Here is an 18,927-nt window from a genome sequence, read left to right as displayed (position 1 = left end):
AAAGTTTCTGTCTTTTTTAAGTAAGTAATTAAATTACTTGATTGAAGGTGTACCGAACCAAGCGATACGTTCCTTAGTTGTTTCAGTAATAGCTTTAGCACCAGGTGCAAGCAATTTACGTGGGTCATAACCCTTTTCGTCAATATCCAAGTCTTTCTTAGCTTCGATATATTCACGTGTTGCTTTAGCGAATGAAAGTTGTAATTCAGTATTAACGTTAACCTTTGAGATACCCATTGAAACAGCCTTGATGATTTGTTCCTTAGGAATACCTGAACCACCGTGAAGAACAAGTGGTGTATCGATAACATCAGCTAATTCCTTAAGACGGTCAAAGCTTAAGCCCTTCCAGTTGTCAGGGTAAACACCGTGGATGTTACCAATACCAACAGCAAGATAATCAACACCAGTTGCGTTAAGTGTCTTAGCTTCTTCAACATCAGCTAATTCACCAAGACCAACGATACCATCTTCAGTACCACCGATTGAACCAACTTCAGCTTCAACAGAAATGCCCTTAGCGTGAGCTAATTTAACAATTTCCTTAGTCTTTTCAAGATTTTCTTCGAATGGTAAGTCGTGACCATCGAACATAACTGAGTTGTAACCAACTTCGATACATTCTTTGGCAGCTTCAAAGTTACCGTGATCCAAGTGCATTACAACTGGAACTGTAATACCCATTGATTTGATTGTGTCTTGTACAAGGTGTAGACATAATTCGTATCCACCCATATACTTAGCAGCACCCATTGATGTTTGAACCAAGACAGGTGTGTTTGTTTCTTGAGCAGCAGCTAAAATGCTACGTGTCCATTCCAAGTCGTTGATGTTAAAAGCACCAACAGCATATTTGCCTTTACGGGCGTTATTGAAAATTTCGTTACCGTTTGTTAAAGCCATCGATAAACCTCCATAAATTTCATTTTGAATACATTGATAATTTTAACTCAAAGTAGTCGAAATTAATACTTATTTCGCCAAACTATTTCAGTAAGCGTTTTACCTAACGTGAAAATAGATGAAGATTGCGATTAGATAAAGGATTACCAGTCCTAAAAGGATCAACCACCAGTATTTTTTGCTATCGGATTTGGTAATTGTATAGTAAATTGCCATAACTGTGAAAAAAGCGACTAAAGTCGTCAAAATGCTAACTATAATTAACGCGAATAAATTTATCATAATAGCTTATTATAACCATATTCTTTCTGAAAATGACATTATATAAACAAAAGGTAACTACCTATATTATTAATCGTATCTTTGATATACTTGAAGTAATTTGTTGAGGTGATAATTTTGGATAAAATTAAAGTTATGACTGTTTTTGGTACGAGACCAGAAGCAATCAAGATGGCACCATTAGTTTTAAAATTAAAACAAAATAGTGACCGCTTCGAAACTGTGACTGTTGTGACTGCACAACATCGTGAAATGTTGGATTCAGTTTTGGAGATCTTCGATATCAAACCGGATTATGATTTGAATATTATGAAGGAACGTCAAACATTAAGTGGTATTACTGGATTAGTTTTGAAAGAACTAGACAGTATTATCGAAAAAGAAAAGCCAGACATCGTCTTAGTTCACGGTGATACGACAACAACTTTCAGTGCTGCCTTGTCAGCTTTCTATCACCAAACAGCTATCGGACATGTGGAAGCTGGTTTGAGAACTTGGAACAAGTATTCCCCATGGCCTGAAGAGATGAACCGTCAAATGACTGATGATTTGACTGATATTTACTTTGCACCTACTAATGAAAGCAAAGCTAATTTGTTGAAAGAAAACCACAAAAAAGACCACATCTTCGTAACTGGTAATACAGCTATCGATGCTTTGAGAAGTACCGTTCACAAGGATTATCATCACGATATCATGGATGTTATTGATCCGGATAAGAAGATGATCTTGATCACAATGCACCGTCGTGAAAACCAAGGTGAACCAATGAAACAAGTTTTCCGTGCAATGAAGAAAGTCGTTGAGAAACACGATGACATCGAATTAGTATATCCAGTTCACTTGAACCCAGTCGTTCAAAAGACTGCCAAAGATATTTTGGGTGACGTTGAACGGGTTCACTTGATCGAACCGCTTGATGTAGTTGATTTTCACAACTTAGCTTCCAGAAGTTACTTCATCATGACGGATTCCGGTGGGGTACAAGAAGAAGCTCCTTCACTAGGAAAGCCAGTACTTGTCTTGCGTGACACGACTGAACGTCCTGAAGGTGTTGAAGCTGGTACATTGAAGCTTGTCGGAACTGATTCAGATGTAGTTGAAAAAGAAATGACTAATTTGATCACTAACAAAGCCGAATATGACCGCATGGCAAATGCCAAGAACCCTTATGGTGACGGTAAAGCATCCGAAAGAATCCTTGATTCGATCAGTTACTATTTCAAACAAACAACTACTAAGCCTAGTGAATTTGAATAGTAAATTTTCATAAAAATAATTAACTTTGTTGACAAAGTTATATTATTTTAGTAAGATTTTACTTGAGATAAAGCAGAAGCGCCCGCTTCTCACCTAAGCAATATGCCGCTGGGTTAATACGATTATGTAAATAGGCAGCTATTTACTAAATAAAAGTGGGCGCATTATGCGCCCACTTTTTTTGTTTTTAAAATTTCAGGAGGTGTATAGCTATCGCTAAAGAATTAATCATTAATGATGAAATACGTGCTAAAGAAGTTCGTTTGATTTCCGAAAACGGTGATCAACTTGGTGTAAAGCCACTAGCTGAAGCTAAGCGTTTAGCCCAGGGTGCTAATATGGATCTTGTATTAATGTCACCAAATGCTAAACCAGCCGTTGCCAAGATCATGGATTACGGTAAATACAAATTCGACCTTCAAAAGAAAGACCGTGAAGCTCGTAAGAAGCAAAAGACTTTCACAGTCAAAGAAGTTCGTTTGAGTCCCACAATTGAAGAAAATGACTTCAATACAAAATTGAACAACGCCCGTAAGTTCTTGACTAAGGGTGATAAAGTAAAAGTTTCCCTTCGTTTTAGAGGTAGAGCCATTACTCATAAAGAGATTGGTAAGGAAGTCTTAGACAAGGCTGCTGAACAACTAAAAGATGTTGCCACAGTAACTACTAGACCTAAGATGGATGGACGTAGCATGTTTCTCATGCTAGATCCAATTAACGATAATAAAAAATAATCGAGGAGTTTATTATGCCTAAACAAAAGACACACCGTGCTTCAGCAAAGAGATTCAAGAAAACAGCTAATGGTGGCTGGAAGAGAATGCATGCTTACACAAGTCACCGTTTCCATGGTAAGACAAAGAAACAACGTCGCCAATTAGCTAAGCCAGGTATGGTTAGCTCAAGTGATATGAAACGTATCAAACAAATGTTAGCAACTTACTAATCTAAAAATAAAGGGAGAAATTCACTATGCCAAGAGTAAAAGGTGGAACAGTAACACGTAAACGTCGCAAGAAGGTTTTAAAATTAGCTAAAGGTTACCGTGGTTCAAAACACATTACCTTCAAAGCTGCACACACACAAATCATGGTTTCATACCGTTACGCATTCCGTGACCGTCGTCAAGTAAAACGTGATTTCCGTAAGATCTGGATTGCCAGAATCAATGCTGCTGCAAGAATGAACGAAATCAGTTACAGCAAGTTAATGCACGGTTTGAAGTTAGCTAACGTTGACATCAACCGTAAGATGTTAGCTCAAGTTGCTATCGAAGATCCAAAGGCATTTACAAGCTTAGTAGACACTGCTAAGAAAGCTTTGGCTTAATTTATTTAATTTAAAAAGTTCAGACCATTTTGATGGTTTGAACTTTTTTTTCGCATTGAGATAAATTAGAACCGTTAAATTGGGGTGGTTGAAGGATGCCGCTTTCCACAAAAATTGAAATTTGGCTGGAACGCTGTGACCATCGATTTGAGCCAATTGAAGTTCAAATTGTCTCAAATTCGAGGTGTTATCTAACTCCGCAAGGTACGCGAAGTAAGATAGACTACCACGGCTGAGCCAATTTTCATTTTTGTTCCAAGCTGGTTTAATGAATTTATTTGGAATATATCTAAAGACTCATATGGATTGAAAGATATATATTTCTGATAGATAGTCATTAATTACTTTTGCTTTTAATTTAAACGAATAGTTAATCATAAAAAAACATCCCATAATTATTAGATTTATTTGTCTAACAATTATGGGATGTTTCTTTTTTTAATGTTATTAAGTATAAAACAAACAAAAAAATTCATTAGTCTGGAATGAGATTTCGGTAGATGCTCAGCCGTGGTAGTCTCTTGGCTGGCGTACTCTGCCAGGTTAGAGACAGACAAGCTTAGAGACAATTTGAACTGTAATTGGCTCTAAGTTGCTCTCACAGCGTTCCAGCGTCTACCGAAATCTCATGGAAGACGGGAAGCAAACAATAACTAATATTAATATTCATTACGACTACGTTTTTCTTTGATACGCTTGATCCGTTCCAAAATGTGTCGATTCTGATAGTTGAAAATCAATTTGGAAGAGAAGTAGTTGAAAAGTCCGACAATCAACTGGTCGATGGCTTTAATAATCAAATTGTTCCAAGGGAAAATGAAAACAGCTACGATCATAAAGATGTCATCGAAAATCAGTGAAAAGATTCTCGAGATCAAGAAAATGAAACCTTCTTGAAAGAGTTTTTTGAGATTTTCTATTTCTGATTTGAAAACGTAGATCTTCGTTACGAAGAATGAAAAGAAGTTCGAAATGAACCAAGCAATCGTATTAGCTATCCACAGTGGGATATGGAAATAATTGTGCGATAAGTCAAAGATTCCAATATTGATCAGAGATGCTAGGAATCCAAAGAGACAATACACCCAAAAATTCCGATATTTTTTTAGAAAGTCCATTATTAAAGATCCATTTCTTGTGCCTTTTTATAAATTTCTTCGGCAAAATTATCGAGATGATCGATGTCATCTTGCTCAGGGTCCAATTCAACTTTGACGGAATCAGCACCCTTAGTGGCACCAACTTCATCAAAAACTTTGGCAAATTCATCAACGGCACGGCAGAATTCTTCATAGAACGTGTCGCCAGAGCCACAAGTGCCGTATACTTTGCCACTCAAGTCGAGGTCCTTCATATCATCGTAGAAATCTAAAGCCTCATCAGGGACGATAGCTTGGTCATAAGTGTAGCTTGCGATTACGCAGATGTCACTATCTTCGAAGTCAGCCGCATCAGTTTGAGAAACTTCACTCATATCTACTTCACAGCCAAGTTCTTCGAATTTTTCAGTTAAGATGTATGCGATGTCTTCATCATTACCAGTAACGCTGGCAAAAACGATTTTTACTTTTGTCATATTAAATGTCGCCTCATTTTTTCATATCTTGGGATATTATAGCAAAAATCAAGCCTTTTCTTAACCTTTATCATTATTTGCTATCAAATTCCTGCTCTTCGTCAGCTTGAATACTTTTCAAACGTGACAGTGGCGTCAACTTCATTTGGCGTGAAGCTGCAACTTTGCGAATGTGAGAATCATTTTCAAGATGGTGTCGATTTAGGACAAAGAGATCGGCAGCAATGATCGAACCGATAATTAGACTATTTACTTTTAGTAACTTTTTGAATTTACTCGTTGTTAGATATACTCCTTTGATATTTTTAGATGTAAAGCAGTTTTTTTTAAAACTTCCTACAATGTTATAATGAAATTAACACATTTTTGAAGGGACATGTTAAAAAGTGATTACATTAAAATCTGCAAGAGAACTAGAAGGAATGAGAAAGTCTGGAGAATTGCTTGCTAATACACATATTGATTTGCGTGACATTATCAAACCGGGAATTTCATCAATGGAAATTGAAAACTTTGCCAACGACTACATCGTATCTCACGGTGGCCGTCCATCAGAAAAGGGTTTCGAAGGCTACAAGTATGCTACTTGTGTCTGTGTCAATGATGAAGTTGCTCACGGAATCCCTCGTAAGAACCTTATTTTAAAGAGTGGCGACGTTTTGAAGGTCGATATGACAGTTAACCTTGATGGCTATGAAAGCGACTCATGCTGGACATATGCCGTAGGCGACCTTTCAGCTGAAGACCAAAAATTAATGGACGTTACGCACAAGGCACTTTACTTAGGTATCGACCAAGCGGTTATTGGCAATCGTTTAGGTGATATCGGTTATGCTATCCAACATTACGTTGAAGATGAAAACCACATGGGAGACGTGCGTGATTTGATTGGCCACGGTATTCAACCAACGATGCACGAAGCTCCAAATGTTCCTCATTATGGCGAACCTGGCAAAGGTTTAAGATTACGTGAAGGTATGACGATTACAATTGAACCTATGGTCAACCTGGGTACTTGGGAGATCAAAGATAAGTTTGTTAAAGCTGACGGTTGGGAATACTTTGTTTCAGCCGACGGCACAGACTCAGCTCAATATGAACACACAATCGCCATTACTAAAGATGGTCCTAAAATTTTGACATCGCAAGATCCTGAATTTGATGCTAAATACTTACTATAATCAATGGTGTGAATAATGGAAGAAGATAAACAACAGGTGCCATTATTTAAACAGCCCATATCCAAAAAAGAGAAGTTAGTTGGTTTTGTAAAATATGTCACTCAAGCGGTGACCGAGTCCAATATTCCTTTAGCTTCAAAGGCGATTACATATTACATCCTGTTGTCGCTTTTCCCCATTGTGATCATCGTGGGAAACTTGATTCCGTTATTAAGATTGGATAAACCGACGGTTATTAGTTATATCGAGTTCATCTTGCCGGATGACTTGCATCACTATATTTTACCGACAATCATTAAAGTCTTATCCAATTCGAATAAAGGTATCTTGTCAATTGGTATTGTGGTTTCCTTGTGGGCTATTTCTCGAGGTTTAAATATTGCACAGATGACAATGAATCAAGCCTATGGTTTAGATATCAGCAGTTTGTTTGTTGAAAAAACTTTTTTAAATTATATTATCCGACGCGGATTAGCTTTTGTGACGACCTTGCTATTATTGGTGATCGGTGTGGCCGCAATCGTAACCTTTACGTTCGGACAACTTTTTTTAAATTGGCTGATTCCTTTACTACGAGTAAATTCCCGACTTTTGGATGAATTTACTAGATGGAAATGGCCGTTCGCAATTGTTATAATGTTTTTGATCATGTTTGCTTTATTTTATTTTTTACCCAGTATTCATTTAAAATTTTATTACATTATAGTTGGGACCATTATTACTAGCATAGGCGTTTTGGGCTTGTCACAGATGTTTTCGTATTATCTGAAATACTTCGGTGCAGCCTGGGACAATTACGGTGCTATTGGCGCAATTATCGTGTTTTTATTGTGGGTGAATATGTCAGTGACAATCTTTTTATTTGGAAATGCTATTAATGTCGGTTTTGCTGAAGCATATGGTGGTCCATTTTTAAGGATAAGTACTAGTAGATTAACTAGTTATTTGCAGTCGCATGGAAAAGGAGAATAATAATGAAAGTTAGAAAAGCAATTATACCAGCAGCGGGATTAGGAACAAGATTTTTGCCAGCCACTAAGGCTTTAGCAAAGGAAATGTTACCAATCGTTGATAAGCCAACGATTCAATTTATTGTTGAAGAAGCTAAGGCTTCAGGTATTGAAGATATTTTGATCATCACTGGTAAGAACAAACGCTCAATCGAAGATCACTTTGATTCTGTACCAGAATTGGAACAAAACCTAGAATCAAAGAACAAAACTGAATTATTAAAAGTCGTTCAAGACACAACTAACCTTGGCGTTAACTTGTATTACAGTCGTCAAGCTCACCCAAATGGATTGGGAGATGCTGTTCTTCAAGCTAAGTCATTTATCGCTGACGAACCTTTCGTCGTTATGCTAGGCGATGACTTGATGAAGGATAAGGTTCCTTTGACAAAACAATTGATCGAAGACTATGAGAAGACTCACGCTTCAACGATTGCCGTTATGAAGGTGCCTGAAAAGGATGTTTCTAAATACGGTGTTATCGATCCTGAAGGCGAGAATGAACCAGGTCTATACAATGTTAAGACTTTCGTTGAAAAGCCTAAGACAGAAGATGCCCCAAGTAACTTGGCTATTATTGGCCGCTACTTGTTGACACCAGAAATTTTTGACTTACTAGCAACTCAAAAGCCAGGTGCTGGTAACGAAATTCAATTAACAGATGCTATTGACCGAATGAACAAGACTCAACGCGTCTTTGCCCACGAATTCAAGGGTGACAGATACGATGTCGGTAACAAGTTCGGCTACGTTAAGACTAATATTGAATATGGTCTAACTCACCCCGAAGTTAAAGATGAATTGAAGAGCTACATTGTCGATCTTGCTAAGAAACTTCAAGCAAATGACAAACCTGTTAAGAAAACTACTAAATAATTAACCGAATAATAAGCAGTCATTAGCAACTCTGAAACCGAAGAGTTGTTGGTGGCTGTTTTTGTTATTGAAGAAAACGGGCATTTCATAATAAGCTTTTTGATTGATCAAAGCGAGAAACTCCCAGTTCTTGAGACCATGCAATTTAGTCGAGGTCTTGAGGATCACTTCATCGTCGATGATTTCTAAGTCGATCACGGCGAGCTTTTGGTCGTTTGTTTCTACAAAGACACGGTTATTTTTTTTGAAATCATTTAATAATAAGATTAAATCAATAGTACGCATAAGAAATTTCCACCATTTATATTTGTTTTTATTCAGTAATTAAATTATCATTAAGGCTTAGAGATATTCTACCAAGTTTGAAGGGACACTTAAATAATGGATCCAATTGTAATTATAGATGCAAAAAGAACTGCTATCGGCAAATTCAGAGGCCAATTTGCTGATTTAACGGCGGTTGAACTAGGAACGCAACTCGTTTCAGAACTGTTGAAGAAAAATCACGTCGACCCTAAGATCGTTGACCAATTTATCTTCGGCAATGTTTATCAAACTGGTTTGGGCCAAAACAGTGCACGTCAGATCGGTTTGAACGTTGGTGGTCGCGTGGACTCAACTGCCATGACCGTCAACCAAGTTTGTGGTTCAGGGATGAAAGCTATCTATGAAGGTATTTCTGCTATTAAGATGGGAAATGCTGAGATCGTAGTAGCTGGTGGTATCGAGAGCATGTCGAACGCTCCATTTTACGCACCCAGAACTGGCAAGATGGACGTAAGTCCCAAATTATCCGATGCGTTGTTCAACGATGGTTTGAATGATGCCTTCAATCACTTGCCAATGGGAATCACAGCGGAAAATGTTGCCAAAAAATATCACGTCACTCGTGAAGAACAAGATAAGTTTGCCTTTGATTCACATCAAAAAGCTCACCAAGCACAAGACAAACTAGCTAAAGAAATTTTACCGATCGAAGTTAATGACGAACTTGTTACAACTGATCAGTCCGTTCGTCCAACAACTACGTTAGAACAAATGGGTAAGTTAAGAACTGTCTTTGATAAAAAGGGTACAGTAACAGCTGGAAACTCATCACCAATCAACGATGGAGCTGCTGCCTTGATCTTGATGCCAGAAAGTCGGGCTAAGGAACTAGGGTTAAACTTTGTAGCTGAAGTTACTGGTTACGCTGAAATCGGTATTGATCCTAATTATATGGGCTATGCTCCTTACTATGCTATCAATAAATACTTCGACCGTTATCAAAAGACAGTTGCTGATTTTGATTTGTTCGAAGTCAATGAAGCTTTTGCCTCTCAGGCTGTTGCGGTCAGTCGGGATCTACAATTGCCAGTTGACAAGTTGAATATTTACGGTGGGGCGATTGCTTTGGGTCATCCACTAGGTGCCACGGGTACTAGAATGATTGCAACGTTGATCAATTCCTTACAACAAGAAGGTAAAGAGTCAGGCCTAGCATCACTATGTATTGGTGGTGGCATGGGTATGGCAATGGGTGCCAAATTACGATGAAAATTTACGAAATGACTGATGAACAGAGAATAAAATTACTGCTCGATGGCGGGCATATTACCAAGAACCAAGCTGAATTATTGCAGAATCGGCAAACGATCTCAACGGATCTAGCTGACAGTTTGAGCGAGAATCAAGTCGGCAGTTTCAGCTTGCCTTATGGCTTTGCAACTGATTTTTTGGTCGATGGCGTAGAATACTTAGTTCCCATGGTAACTGAGGAACCATCGGTGGTGGCAGCCGCATCCAATGGAGCTAAGCGTGTGAAATTGAGTGGTGGTTTCAAGACGATTCCGAGTGCCAGAATTGTTTATGGCCAAATCGTTTTGGAAAAGTTAACGGAATCTGAGCAGCTATGTATAGAGCAGCAACGTCCGGAGATTTTAGAATTTGCTCAAAATGCTCATCCTAGTTTGATCAAACGTGGCGGTGGCGTGGTTTCGCTTGATTTTCATCACTATACTGATTTCACTGAGATCGAATTGGGCGTCAATACGGTCGATGCGATGGGAGCTAATTTAGTGAATACTATTTTGGAAAAAACCGCACATTATATTTCAGACCTGATTTCTGGAGATATTTTATGCAGTATTTTGTCGAATAGTGGCCAAGGACAAGTCATCACGGTCGATGCTAAAGTTGATTTTGCCCAATTAGCCACTAAAACTATGTCTGGACAAGAAGTTGCTAAAAGGATCGTTCAACTAGCTCAATTTGCTAAAACGTCCGTCAAACGGACTGTAACGCACAACAAAGGGATTATGAACGGTATCGATGCCGTATTCTTGGCTACCGGCAATGACTTTCGGGCTCAAGAAGCGGCTGCTCACAGTTATGCCTTTGAAAATGGTGCTTATCAACCATTCAGTGAGTGGAAAATCGAAAATGATCAATTAGTTGGAACGCTTGAAATGCCAATCGAACTCGGCAGCGTTGGTGGGGCAATCAAAGCTTTGCCAATGGCACAGTTGAGTTTGACGATCATGAAGATCAATAGTAGTAAACAGTTGCAATCAGTCGTTGGTGCGGTTGGCTTAGCTAATAATTTGTCAGCCTTGCGAGCTTTGGTCACGACTGGGATTCAAGCTGGACACATGAGCTTACAGAGTAAATCGTTGGCTGTTTCAGCTGGTGCCGTCGGTAAAGAGATCCAACAAGTTTCAGCTAAATTAAATCAAACAAAGAATTATACGCTTGAAAATGCACAAAATATTTTGATGGAGTTGAGAAAAGAATAATGAATATAGGTATTGATAAGATTGGTTTTTACGTTCCCAAAGATTACATTGATATTGTTGAATTAGCCAAGGCTCGCGACGTCGACCCTAATAAATTTACGATTGGTATCGGCCAAGATAAACAAGCCGTGCCATTTCCTTATCAAGATGCAGTAACTATGGCGGCCAGTTCAGCTGACAGTATTTTGACTGCTGAAGATAAAAAGGACTTAGGTTTACTGATCGTTGGAACCGAAAGCAGTGTCGATGAATCGAAATCCACCGCAGCTTTTTTGATGGATCTGTTGGATCTGCCTGAAGATATTCGTTCTTTTGAAATCAAGCAAGCATGTTACGGAGCCACAGCCGGTTTACAGACTGCTTACGATTTTGTCAGCAATAATCCTGGTAAAAAAGCATTAGTCATTGCGACTGATATTGCTCGTTATGGCATCAAGACTCCTGGCGAAGTGACACAAGGTGCCGGTTCAGTTGCTATGATCATCAGCCAAGACCCTCGAGTTTTGAAATTAGATCACAAGTCAGTTTATATGACTCGCAATGTCGGTGATTTCTGGCGTCCAACTTTCTCTAAGACAGCTTTTGCTCGGGGAAAGTTTTCTAATGAAGTTTACGTGGACTTTTTCCAGACGCTTTGGAACAAATATCAAGCTAAATATGATGTCACGGCTGATGATTTTTCAACGATGCTATTCCACATTCCATATACGAAGATGGGTACTAAGGCATTGAGAACTTTGGAGGGCAAGGTTTCAGATGCTAAATACGCTGAATTGACAAAGCATTACCAAGCCAGCATCAAATTCAGCCGTGCGGTAGGGAACCTTTACACTGGTTCACTCTATCTGGGCTTGTTGTCATACTTAGTTAACGCTGCTAAAGCTGGTGAAGAAGTGTTGTTCTTCAGTTACGGTTCTGGAGCTGTGGGTGAATTGTACAGTGGACAGATCCAAGCTGACTTTGAAAAAGTTATCGATAAAAAAGCTCTACAAAAAATCATCGATGACCGTCAAAAAATGACCATCGATGATTACGAAAGAATTTATCAAGTTGAGTATCAAGATGGTACGATCGTTGATCCTAAGACGATCACCGAGAAGTTCTATTTGAGTGAAATTAAAGAGAATGAACGGCTTTATAAAAAGTTGAAATAGAGTATTGAAAACGCTTACTTAACATGTTATATTATGGGTGTGGTAAGGATGGAATGTCAGGAACTGTATTCCAAGAAAGGATTTTGATTCAGAAAGTTTTATCGTTTCTAGGAGATGGTAGGATTAGTAGAGAGCAAAATAATATTAAGGCATTACAGTTCAACGGCATTTTAGGAACTAGCAATAAAAGTTAACATAAGATCGACATATTTAGGTAGTCGCACGAAATCCATTACATAGTTTGCTAGGATCCTTTAGTTGAACGAATTACATATTCATATAGTAAGATATGTATCAGGTAGTAAGATTCACATTTAAAGTTTAGATTCATTTTAACGTTGATGAAACTGCAATAAATTTCATCTTACCACTTATATCTAACTAGGGATTCTCCCCAACGGAGAGTCCTTTTTTAGTGTCAAAAAAAATATTCTAACTTGAGTGTTTAATATTGAAACCGCTTACCGAACGTGCTATATTATGGGTGTGGTAAAGATGAAATGTCAGGAACTGTAGCCCTAAAGAAGATTTTGATTTATGAAAGTTTTATCGTTTCGATGGTAGGATTAGTACCAAAACAAAGGAAAATTTAGAGTCTGTACAGTTCAACGACATTTTTGGAACTAGCGACAAAAGTTAACATAAGATCGACCTAATAATATAGTAGTCGCGCAAACTCAATACGTGTTTCGCTAGGATCCATTAGTTGAACAGTATTACATATTCATATAGTAAGATATGTATCAAGTAGTAAGATTCACATTTAAAGTTTAGATTCATTTTAACGTTGATGAAACTGCAGTAAATTTCATCTTACCACTTATATCTACTAAAGGGAGTCCTCAACAGCGAGGGCTCTTTTTTTTGCGCTCTTTTTATTGGAAATATTTTGAATAATAAAAATAATCCGTAGTTAAGAATATTTGATATAATTTTTATTATGAATTAGGGGGAAGATAATGAAAAAGATATTAAAATTTATCGGTGGAATAGTCGTAATTGCGGTTGTTTTGATCGTCGGAATCGTTATGGGGATGGAACACAACAAGAGTTCTGCTAGCGATACGCAAAAGACGGAACAAGTTGCTAAACCAAAGAAGAAAAAGGTTCCAGTAGCAACTAAGACGGCTACTAAGGCTACTTCAACTGCAAACAAGAGCGACGATAACTCAGATAACGAACAAGCTACAACTCAACAAAATGCAACCCAAGATACAACTTCAACAGACAGCAAGAATAGCACTGATTATTCTGACAAGAAGTTTGCCGATGTACCTTACACATGTACTTGGAAGGGCGACACTTATACGCTGCTTTTAAAAGGTAATGGTGAATATATTTATAATTATAAAGTTGCCAATATCGATACCAACAATCCAGGAATCATTTACACTAAAGGAACTTATGAAATTAATTCAGCCGGTGTGATCAGATATAAGACAGTTGCGACATCTTTGGATGCCAGATGGCCTACAGCCGACGATATTTTGTCAACGACGCCAACAGATGTATCATTCTTGGGCAAAGGTTCCCGTTATGGTAATTCCGGTAATCCTGATGGCAACTTCAATTACTTTACGGTCATCAATGATGGCGACGAGATCCAAGGCAGTGTCGATGGAGTAGACTTGAAACCACAACCTGGTCTGGAAGTTACTGATCCAGAAGCAATCGGACCAAAATTACATCAAGAATATATTGATTCACAAAATCATTAAATGATTATTTTTGATGGTATTTAATCAAATACATAAATTTCTGGAAATATACAAAAGCCCATATCAACTGAATTATTATTACATCAGTTGATATAGGCTTTATTTTTTTAATACATTTCATATTAAATTTAATTAGTCGGGAGCGAGAGCAGTTCCAGCCCCGATATTGCCGAGCGGACGACGGCAGTGAACGAACAAACAAAAAAGCCTGAATCCCTCACAGATCCAAGCTTTTATTTCTCTCAATTAATTAATTAGTTACCAAGAACTTGAACGGTAACATTTTGACGGCCAAATTGTAATGCTTCTGAGTTAGGCATAGCAATATCTAATTGGTTAGGATTGCTGTATGCGAAGTATCCAGTATCATTAACAACACGGTCATAGACTTTACCGTTGCTATCAGTAATTCTCAAATGTGTTCCCTTAGGGTAGTTTGATAGGTTAGCGGCAACACCACTGTAACCCATGTTTGAACCAAGAACAGCAGGATCATAAGCTGTAGCAGACATTGTAACAGTCTTTTTAACATTATCTTCTGAAAGGAAGTCACCCTTGATCCAACGGTTGCCACCATTGTTGGCTAGGTTGTACCAAGTTGTACCATTAGCATCAGTCTTGCTTGCGTAAACGTGAGTCATAACGCCACCATTAACGGCACCAGTATAGCTACCATTAGGAGCATCATAGACGTTTACACCACCATTGACGTTAATGTACATATCTTTGTCCAAAGATACTGCAGGAGCATCGTTTGAAGTATCAGAAGCAACAACCCATGCGTTAGTACCTACTTGATAGTAAATAGTACCGTCAACGTTAGCAGATTTGTTGATGACCCAACCAGTTTGGTTAGCTAATCTTCTTGATTCTGTAACGTCATTTGCGTTAGGTGAGTTGTAAATAACTGCGCCGTTTGTATTGTTGACATAAACGACACCACTGATATTTGCCATTGTAGTAGCAGCATCAACAGTTTGTGCTTGTGCACTTACTCCGATCAATGCAAGTGTTGTTACTGTAAAAATGGATGCTACAAAATTTTTGATCTTCATTATAAAAAGATTCCCCCGAATTAAAAAACGTGTTTTGTTTTACTAATTTTCTCAACGGAAGTAATCATATAACGTCTAGACCGGGAAATGTTGATTATAACTCAACTGTAAATTAGTTATAACTTATCTGTAAAATGCGCGTAATCGAATTGAAATATAAATAAGTCAAAATATGCAAAGATATTTTAGATATATTTTTTAATTGCTGATAACATATCATCAATATTATTGACCATTTGGCCATTCATTTTGATCAATCCAACGGTGTAATTGTTAATATATGCGAAAGGATTTTCACCGAGTCCCTTTACAGCCTCAAGCTTTTCAGGGTTTTCGAAACCGTGTTGTCTAAGGTCAGTGTAAACGCCGATAACGGGGATGTCTTTTCCAAAAGCTAAACCGATTTCTGAAGCCACGCCGTCGTCCATTGTGTCGCCATCCAAAATTGCCACGACTAAATCGGAAGAAAGTAGTTCCTTGTTATCTTCTTGAGCAATTTTGATTGAATCAGCGTAATTCATTTTGTCATTGATGTCGCCATTTTCTTGGGGAAGATAAACTTCGATCGTGTCATCCATCTTTCTGATTTTATCAACTACGAACTCGTTAAACATACGATCTGCTAGTGCAAATAAGCCATTGGCAAAATAAATCTTCATTTGAAAATACCTCTTTTTATTATTTGTTCTGTAATATTCTATCATGCTTAATCTAAATATAGGATATAACATTTAGTGAATAATCGATTATTCCAATTTTGGATAAAAATCTTTACAGATAGAGATAAACCAAAAAGGGGGATTCAATATACAATGTGTCTTGTAAGATTCAAGGAGTAATAAACCTTTACTTAGCGAGAAGATTTAGATCCCAATAGAGTTATGAATAGTGATACTAATAATTCTGGGGACGGCAGCTTTATTGTGCGTTCTTTAGGGCTATCAACGAGTAAAGGGTTTTATGAGGATATTACGAATTGAACCCGCTGCCTCATCCAATCGTATGAGTAATCAATTAATTAAGCTTACCCTTCAGATGTCTTAATTAATAGTTACGATTAATCCAACATATAACAATATATATATATTAAAGAAGTGCTGTGACTACCCCTGTCATGGCTCTTTTTTTGTCTAAAACCTAGATATTTTTTTGATTCCCGTCTTCCATGAAATTCCAGACTAATAAATTCTTTGTTTGTTTTGCGTTAGTAATATTAGGGGTGATTAGAATTTAAAATAATTAGATAACTATTAAAGATAGTATAAAAAAAGATCATCTAGTTTTTCTAGATGATCTTTAATAGGATAGAATCCTTAATACTAATTTTTATTCAACTACTTGAACCCAACCTTCGGGTGCTTCGACAGTACCGAATTGAATTCCAGTTAGAGTTTCGTATAATTTCTTAGTTACAGGGCCAACTTCAGTTTGTGAATAGAAAGTATGAAGTTTACCATTATGTTCCAAACCACCAATAGGTGAGATGACAGCGGCAGTACCACAGGCACCGGCTTCTTTGAAACGGTCAAGATCATCAACGTAAACATCGCCTTCTTCAGCGCCAAGGCCTAAGCGGTTCTTAGCCAACCAAAGTAGGGAATATTTAGTGATACTTGGAAGGATAGATGGTGACTTAGGAGTAACGAAGACGTCATCTTTAGTAATACCAAAGAAGTTAGCTGATCCAACTTCTTCGATCTTCTTGTGTTCGATTGGATCCAAGTAAACACAGTCTGCAAAGCCATTGTCGTGAGCTTGAGCACCGGGGTAAAGACTGGCAGCGTAGTTACCACCAACTTTACTTTGACCAGTACCTTTGTGAGCGGCACGATCGTATTGAGAAGTAGTGAAGTTAACTGGTGTAAGACCACCCTTGAAGTAATTGCCAACGGGCATTGCGAAAATAGTGAAGATGTATTCTGGAGCTGCGTGAACACCAATTTGTTCACCAGTACCAATGATCAATGGACGGATATAAAGAGTAGCTCCGTTTCCATATGGAGGCACGAAATCGGCGTTAGCTTTAACAACTGATTTTACTGCTTCAACGAATTTGTCTTCTGGGAAAACTGGCATCAAGAGTCGTTCACATGAGTCCTTTAAACGTTTAGCATTGCGGTCAGGGCGGAACAATTGAATGTGGTTATCGGGTGTACGATAAGCTTTCATACCTTCAAAAGCTGCTTGTCCGTAGTGCAAGACTGGTGAAGCCTCACTAATGTGAAGGGTACTGTCGTCTGTCAATCCAGCATCTTGCCATTCTCCGTCTTTCCAATGAGCAGTAAAACGGTAAGGTAAGTCCATGTAATTGAAACCTAAATTGTTCCAATCAATTTTTGTTGCATCTGCTTTTGCCATATCTTATATCTCCTTTGTTAAATTCAATCTAATAAATTAAAGAATTATTAAATTTATTAGACTTATCATAATTAACCAATCAGTGAGTGTCAATGAAAAATTTAATATATTTTGGCTAAATTTACATTTTCTTAGATTTATTTTAATTTGAATCACAAAGTCAATATTGCTGAAGAAACAATTGGAGTGTTTTCTCTAGGTATTGGCTCTGAGGGTAGTTACAATAAGAGATAATGAAGTATAAGAGGAATAAATATGAATAAAAAACGAGTAATTATTTCAATTATTGTGGCATTGCTAGTAGTTATCGGCGGACTATTTGGCATCGAGCACCACACGCAAGCCAGCAATTCTGAGAAGTATCTTCAAAGCAGCACGCCGACCATTTTCTTCCACGGCTATGGCAGTAGTTTCAACGCTGAAACTCAGATGACTGGAGCTATTAAAAAGGCTGGGGTCACTAAAAAGATCGTCCGAGTCAACGTCAGCCCCAATGGTTATGCCAAATTGATTTGAGCAATTCCTAAGGGAACTAAGAATCCTTTAGTTGAAGTCAATTTTGATAATAACAAGATGGGTAACTATAAGAAGGCCGGCGAATGGGCCAAGAATGTGGTTGTTTTGTTGCAAAAACACTTCAAATTCAGCAGCGTCAACTTTGTTGGTCACTCGATGGGGAATATGGCTATCAATTATTACATTATGGATTATGCCGGTAAAAAAGGCTTGCCTAAAGTCAATAAGGTCGTAGATATTGCAGGTCATTTTAACGGTATTTTAGGGATGAACGACGAGCCTAACAAGATGAAATTGAATGCTTCCGGGAAACCGAACAAGATGGATAAAGATTACAAGCAACTGTTGAAATTACGGAAAGTTTACCCAACTAAGACATCAGTTTTGAATATATACGGCGATAAGGGTGATGGGACCCATTCTGATGGTCGAGTCAGCAATGCTTCTTCCAAATCTTTGAAATACTTAGTCAGTGACCGCGCTAAATCTTATCAAGAGAAGAAAATCACTGGTAAGATGGCTCAACACAGTAAATTGCACGAGAATAAACAAGTGGATAAGTTGTTGATCAATTTCTTGTGGAAAAAATAGTTTTGGATTTTTTTAGAATATTAACATAAAAAATCTCTGATTTAATACTTAGGCTCTTTTTCAAGTTTGGTTGTTCACTGCCGTCTTCCATGAAATTCTGGTGGACGCTGGAACGCAGTGAGAGCAACTTAGAGCCAATTACAGTTCAAATTGTCTCTAAGCTTGTCTGTCTCTAACCTGGCAAGGTACCGCCAGCTAAGAGACTACCACGGCTGAGCATCCACCGGAATTCCATTCCAGACTAAACGGTTTTTTATTTGTTTTACATTAGTAGTATTAAAATTTTGGATCTAATGATTCAATATTTTATTTAAAACAATACTAAAATAGGCCATCCAGTTGTT

18 protein-coding genes, 1 pseudogene and 1 other annotated feature are annotated in these 18,927 nt (G+C 37.8%); of the genes and pseudogenes, 12 read left to right on the top strand and 7 right to left on the bottom strand.

Translation table 11 applies throughout. From position 1 onward, the window contains the following. Window positions 1–33: 33 nt before the first annotated feature. Window positions 34–903, bottom strand: a complete 870-nt coding sequence (fba, locus tag FD29_RS09275; protein ID WP_057888660.1) for a class II fructose-1,6-bisphosphate aldolase — start codon at window positions 901–903, stop codon at window positions 34–36. A gap of 399 nt (window positions 904–1,302) precedes the next feature. On the opposite strand from fba, the gene wecB reads away from it, so the two are divergent. The 4 genes from wecB to rplT all read left to right on the top strand — a co-directional run bounded on the left by wecB (window position 1,303) and on the right by rplT (window position 3,774). Then, complete coding sequence (gene wecB / locus FD29_RS09270; RefSeq protein WP_057888659.1) at window positions 1,303–2,445, top strand: non-hydrolyzing UDP-N-acetylglucosamine 2-epimerase; 1,143 nt, start codon at window positions 1,303–1,305, stop codon at window positions 2,443–2,445. A gap of 64 nt (window positions 2,446–2,509) precedes the next feature. Continuing rightward, window positions 2,510–2,635: a sequence feature (ribosomal protein L20 leader region), on the top strand. Between the two features lie 16 nt (window positions 2,636–2,651). Further along, complete coding sequence (infC, locus tag FD29_RS09265) at window positions 2,652–3,179, top strand: translation initiation factor IF-3 (RefSeq protein ID WP_083477833.1); 528 nt, start codon at window positions 2,652–2,654, stop codon at window positions 3,177–3,179. A 14-nt stretch (window positions 3,180–3,193) separates the two neighbouring features. Continuing rightward, window positions 3,194–3,391, top strand: a complete 198-nt coding sequence (gene rpmI, locus FD29_RS09260) for a 50S ribosomal protein L35 (RefSeq protein ID WP_025084493.1) — start codon at window positions 3,194–3,196, stop codon at window positions 3,389–3,391. Between the two features lie 26 nt (window positions 3,392–3,417). Then, complete coding sequence (gene rplT / locus FD29_RS09255; RefSeq protein WP_041499548.1) at window positions 3,418–3,774, top strand: 50S ribosomal protein L20; 357 nt, start codon at window positions 3,418–3,420, stop codon at window positions 3,772–3,774. A 659-nt stretch (window positions 3,775–4,433) separates the two neighbouring features. Here rplT and FD29_RS09250 read toward each other — a convergent pair. After that, window positions 4,434–4,892, bottom strand: a complete 459-nt coding sequence (locus FD29_RS09250) for a GtrA family protein (protein WP_057888657.1) — start codon at window positions 4,890–4,892, stop codon at window positions 4,434–4,436. Window positions 4,893–4,894: 2 nt separating this feature from the next. After that, complete coding sequence (locus FD29_RS09245; RefSeq protein ID WP_057888656.1) at window positions 4,895–5,350, bottom strand: flavodoxin; 456 nt, start codon at window positions 5,348–5,350, stop codon at window positions 4,895–4,897. A 386-nt stretch (window positions 5,351–5,736) separates the two neighbouring features. On the opposite strand from FD29_RS09245, the gene map reads away from it, so the two are divergent. From map to galU, 3 genes are read left to right on the top strand one after another with little or no spacing between them, the layout of a single operon-like run. After that, window positions 5,737–6,531, top strand: coding sequence for a type I methionyl aminopeptidase (gene map / locus FD29_RS09240; RefSeq protein WP_057888655.1), 795 nt, complete (start codon window positions 5,737–5,739; stop codon window positions 6,529–6,531). A 15-nt stretch (window positions 6,532–6,546) separates the two neighbouring features. Further along, window positions 6,547–7,503 (top strand): YihY/virulence factor BrkB family protein, encoded by a 957-nt coding sequence (locus FD29_RS09235; RefSeq protein ID WP_235804297.1) that lies wholly within the window; start codon window positions 6,547–6,549, stop codon window positions 7,501–7,503. 2 nt (window positions 7,504–7,505) lie between these two features. Beyond that, window positions 7,506–8,417 carry a UTP--glucose-1-phosphate uridylyltransferase GalU gene (gene galU / locus FD29_RS09230; RefSeq protein ID WP_057888653.1) on the top strand — a complete coding sequence of 304 codons (912 nt, stop codon included), beginning with the start codon at window positions 7,506–7,508 and terminating at the stop codon, window positions 8,415–8,417. Here galU and FD29_RS09225 read toward each other — a convergent pair whose 3' ends face one another. Continuing rightward, window positions 8,418–8,702: a hypothetical protein gene (locus tag FD29_RS09225; RefSeq protein WP_057888652.1), complete on the bottom strand. Its 285-nt coding sequence runs from the start codon at window positions 8,700–8,702 to the stop codon at window positions 8,418–8,420. A 96-nt stretch (window positions 8,703–8,798) separates the two neighbouring features. On the opposite strand from FD29_RS09225, the gene FD29_RS09220 reads away from it, so the two are divergent. From FD29_RS09220 to FD29_RS09205, 4 genes are all read left to right on the top strand, one after another. Then, complete coding sequence (locus FD29_RS09220; protein WP_057888651.1) at window positions 8,799–9,953, top strand: thiolase family protein; 1,155 nt, start codon at window positions 8,799–8,801, stop codon at window positions 9,951–9,953. Then, a complete protein-coding gene (locus tag FD29_RS09215; RefSeq protein ID WP_057888650.1) occupies window positions 9,950–11,191 on the top strand; it encodes a hydroxymethylglutaryl-CoA reductase, degradative in 1,242 nt (413 codons plus the stop codon). Before FD29_RS09220 ends, FD29_RS09215 begins: the two co-directional genes overlap by 4 nt. Then, window positions 11,191–12,345, top strand: a complete 1,155-nt coding sequence (locus FD29_RS09210; RefSeq protein ID WP_057888649.1) for a hydroxymethylglutaryl-CoA synthase — start codon at window positions 11,191–11,193, stop codon at window positions 12,343–12,345. The genes FD29_RS09215 and FD29_RS09210 overlap by 1 nt, the downstream gene beginning before the upstream one ends. A 959-nt stretch (window positions 12,346–13,304) precedes the next feature. Continuing rightward, window positions 13,305–14,063 carry a hypothetical protein gene (locus tag FD29_RS09205; protein ID WP_057888648.1) on the top strand — a complete coding sequence of 253 codons (759 nt, stop codon included), beginning with the start codon at window positions 13,305–13,307 and terminating at the stop codon, window positions 14,061–14,063. A 254-nt stretch (window positions 14,064–14,317) separates the two neighbouring features. Here the strand turns inward: FD29_RS09205 and FD29_RS09200 are convergent, their stop codons facing one another. The 3 genes from FD29_RS09200 to FD29_RS09190 all read right to left on the bottom strand — a co-directional run bounded on the left by FD29_RS09200 (window position 14,318) and on the right by FD29_RS09190 (window position 17,476). Beyond that, window positions 14,318–15,118, bottom strand: coding sequence for a hypothetical protein (locus FD29_RS09200; RefSeq protein WP_057888647.1), 801 nt, complete (start codon window positions 15,116–15,118; stop codon window positions 14,318–14,320). Window positions 15,119–15,303: 185 nt separating this feature from the next. Next, complete coding sequence (locus FD29_RS09195; RefSeq protein WP_057888646.1) at window positions 15,304–15,777, bottom strand: nucleoside 2-deoxyribosyltransferase; 474 nt, start codon at window positions 15,775–15,777, stop codon at window positions 15,304–15,306. A gap of 667 nt (window positions 15,778–16,444) precedes the next feature. Next, window positions 16,445–17,476 (bottom strand): branched-chain amino acid aminotransferase, encoded by a 1,032-nt coding sequence (locus FD29_RS09190; protein WP_057888645.1) that lies wholly within the window; start codon window positions 17,474–17,476, stop codon window positions 16,445–16,447. Window positions 17,477–17,731: 255 nt separating this feature from the next. On the opposite strand from FD29_RS09190, the pseudogene FD29_RS09185 reads away from it, so the two are divergent. Next, window positions 17,732–18,583: pseudogene (locus FD29_RS09185) on the top strand (alpha/beta hydrolase). The last annotated feature ends 344 nt before the right edge of the window (window positions 18,584–18,927 follow it).

Origin of the sequence: Companilactobacillus mindensis DSM 14500 (assembly GCF_001434275.1) — a bacterium.
GTDB lineage: Bacteria > Bacillota > Bacilli > Lactobacillales > Lactobacillaceae > Companilactobacillus > Companilactobacillus mindensis.
The sequence above is the reverse complement of the archived record's forward strand: the minus strand, read 5'-3'. Positions and strand labels throughout refer to the sequence as shown.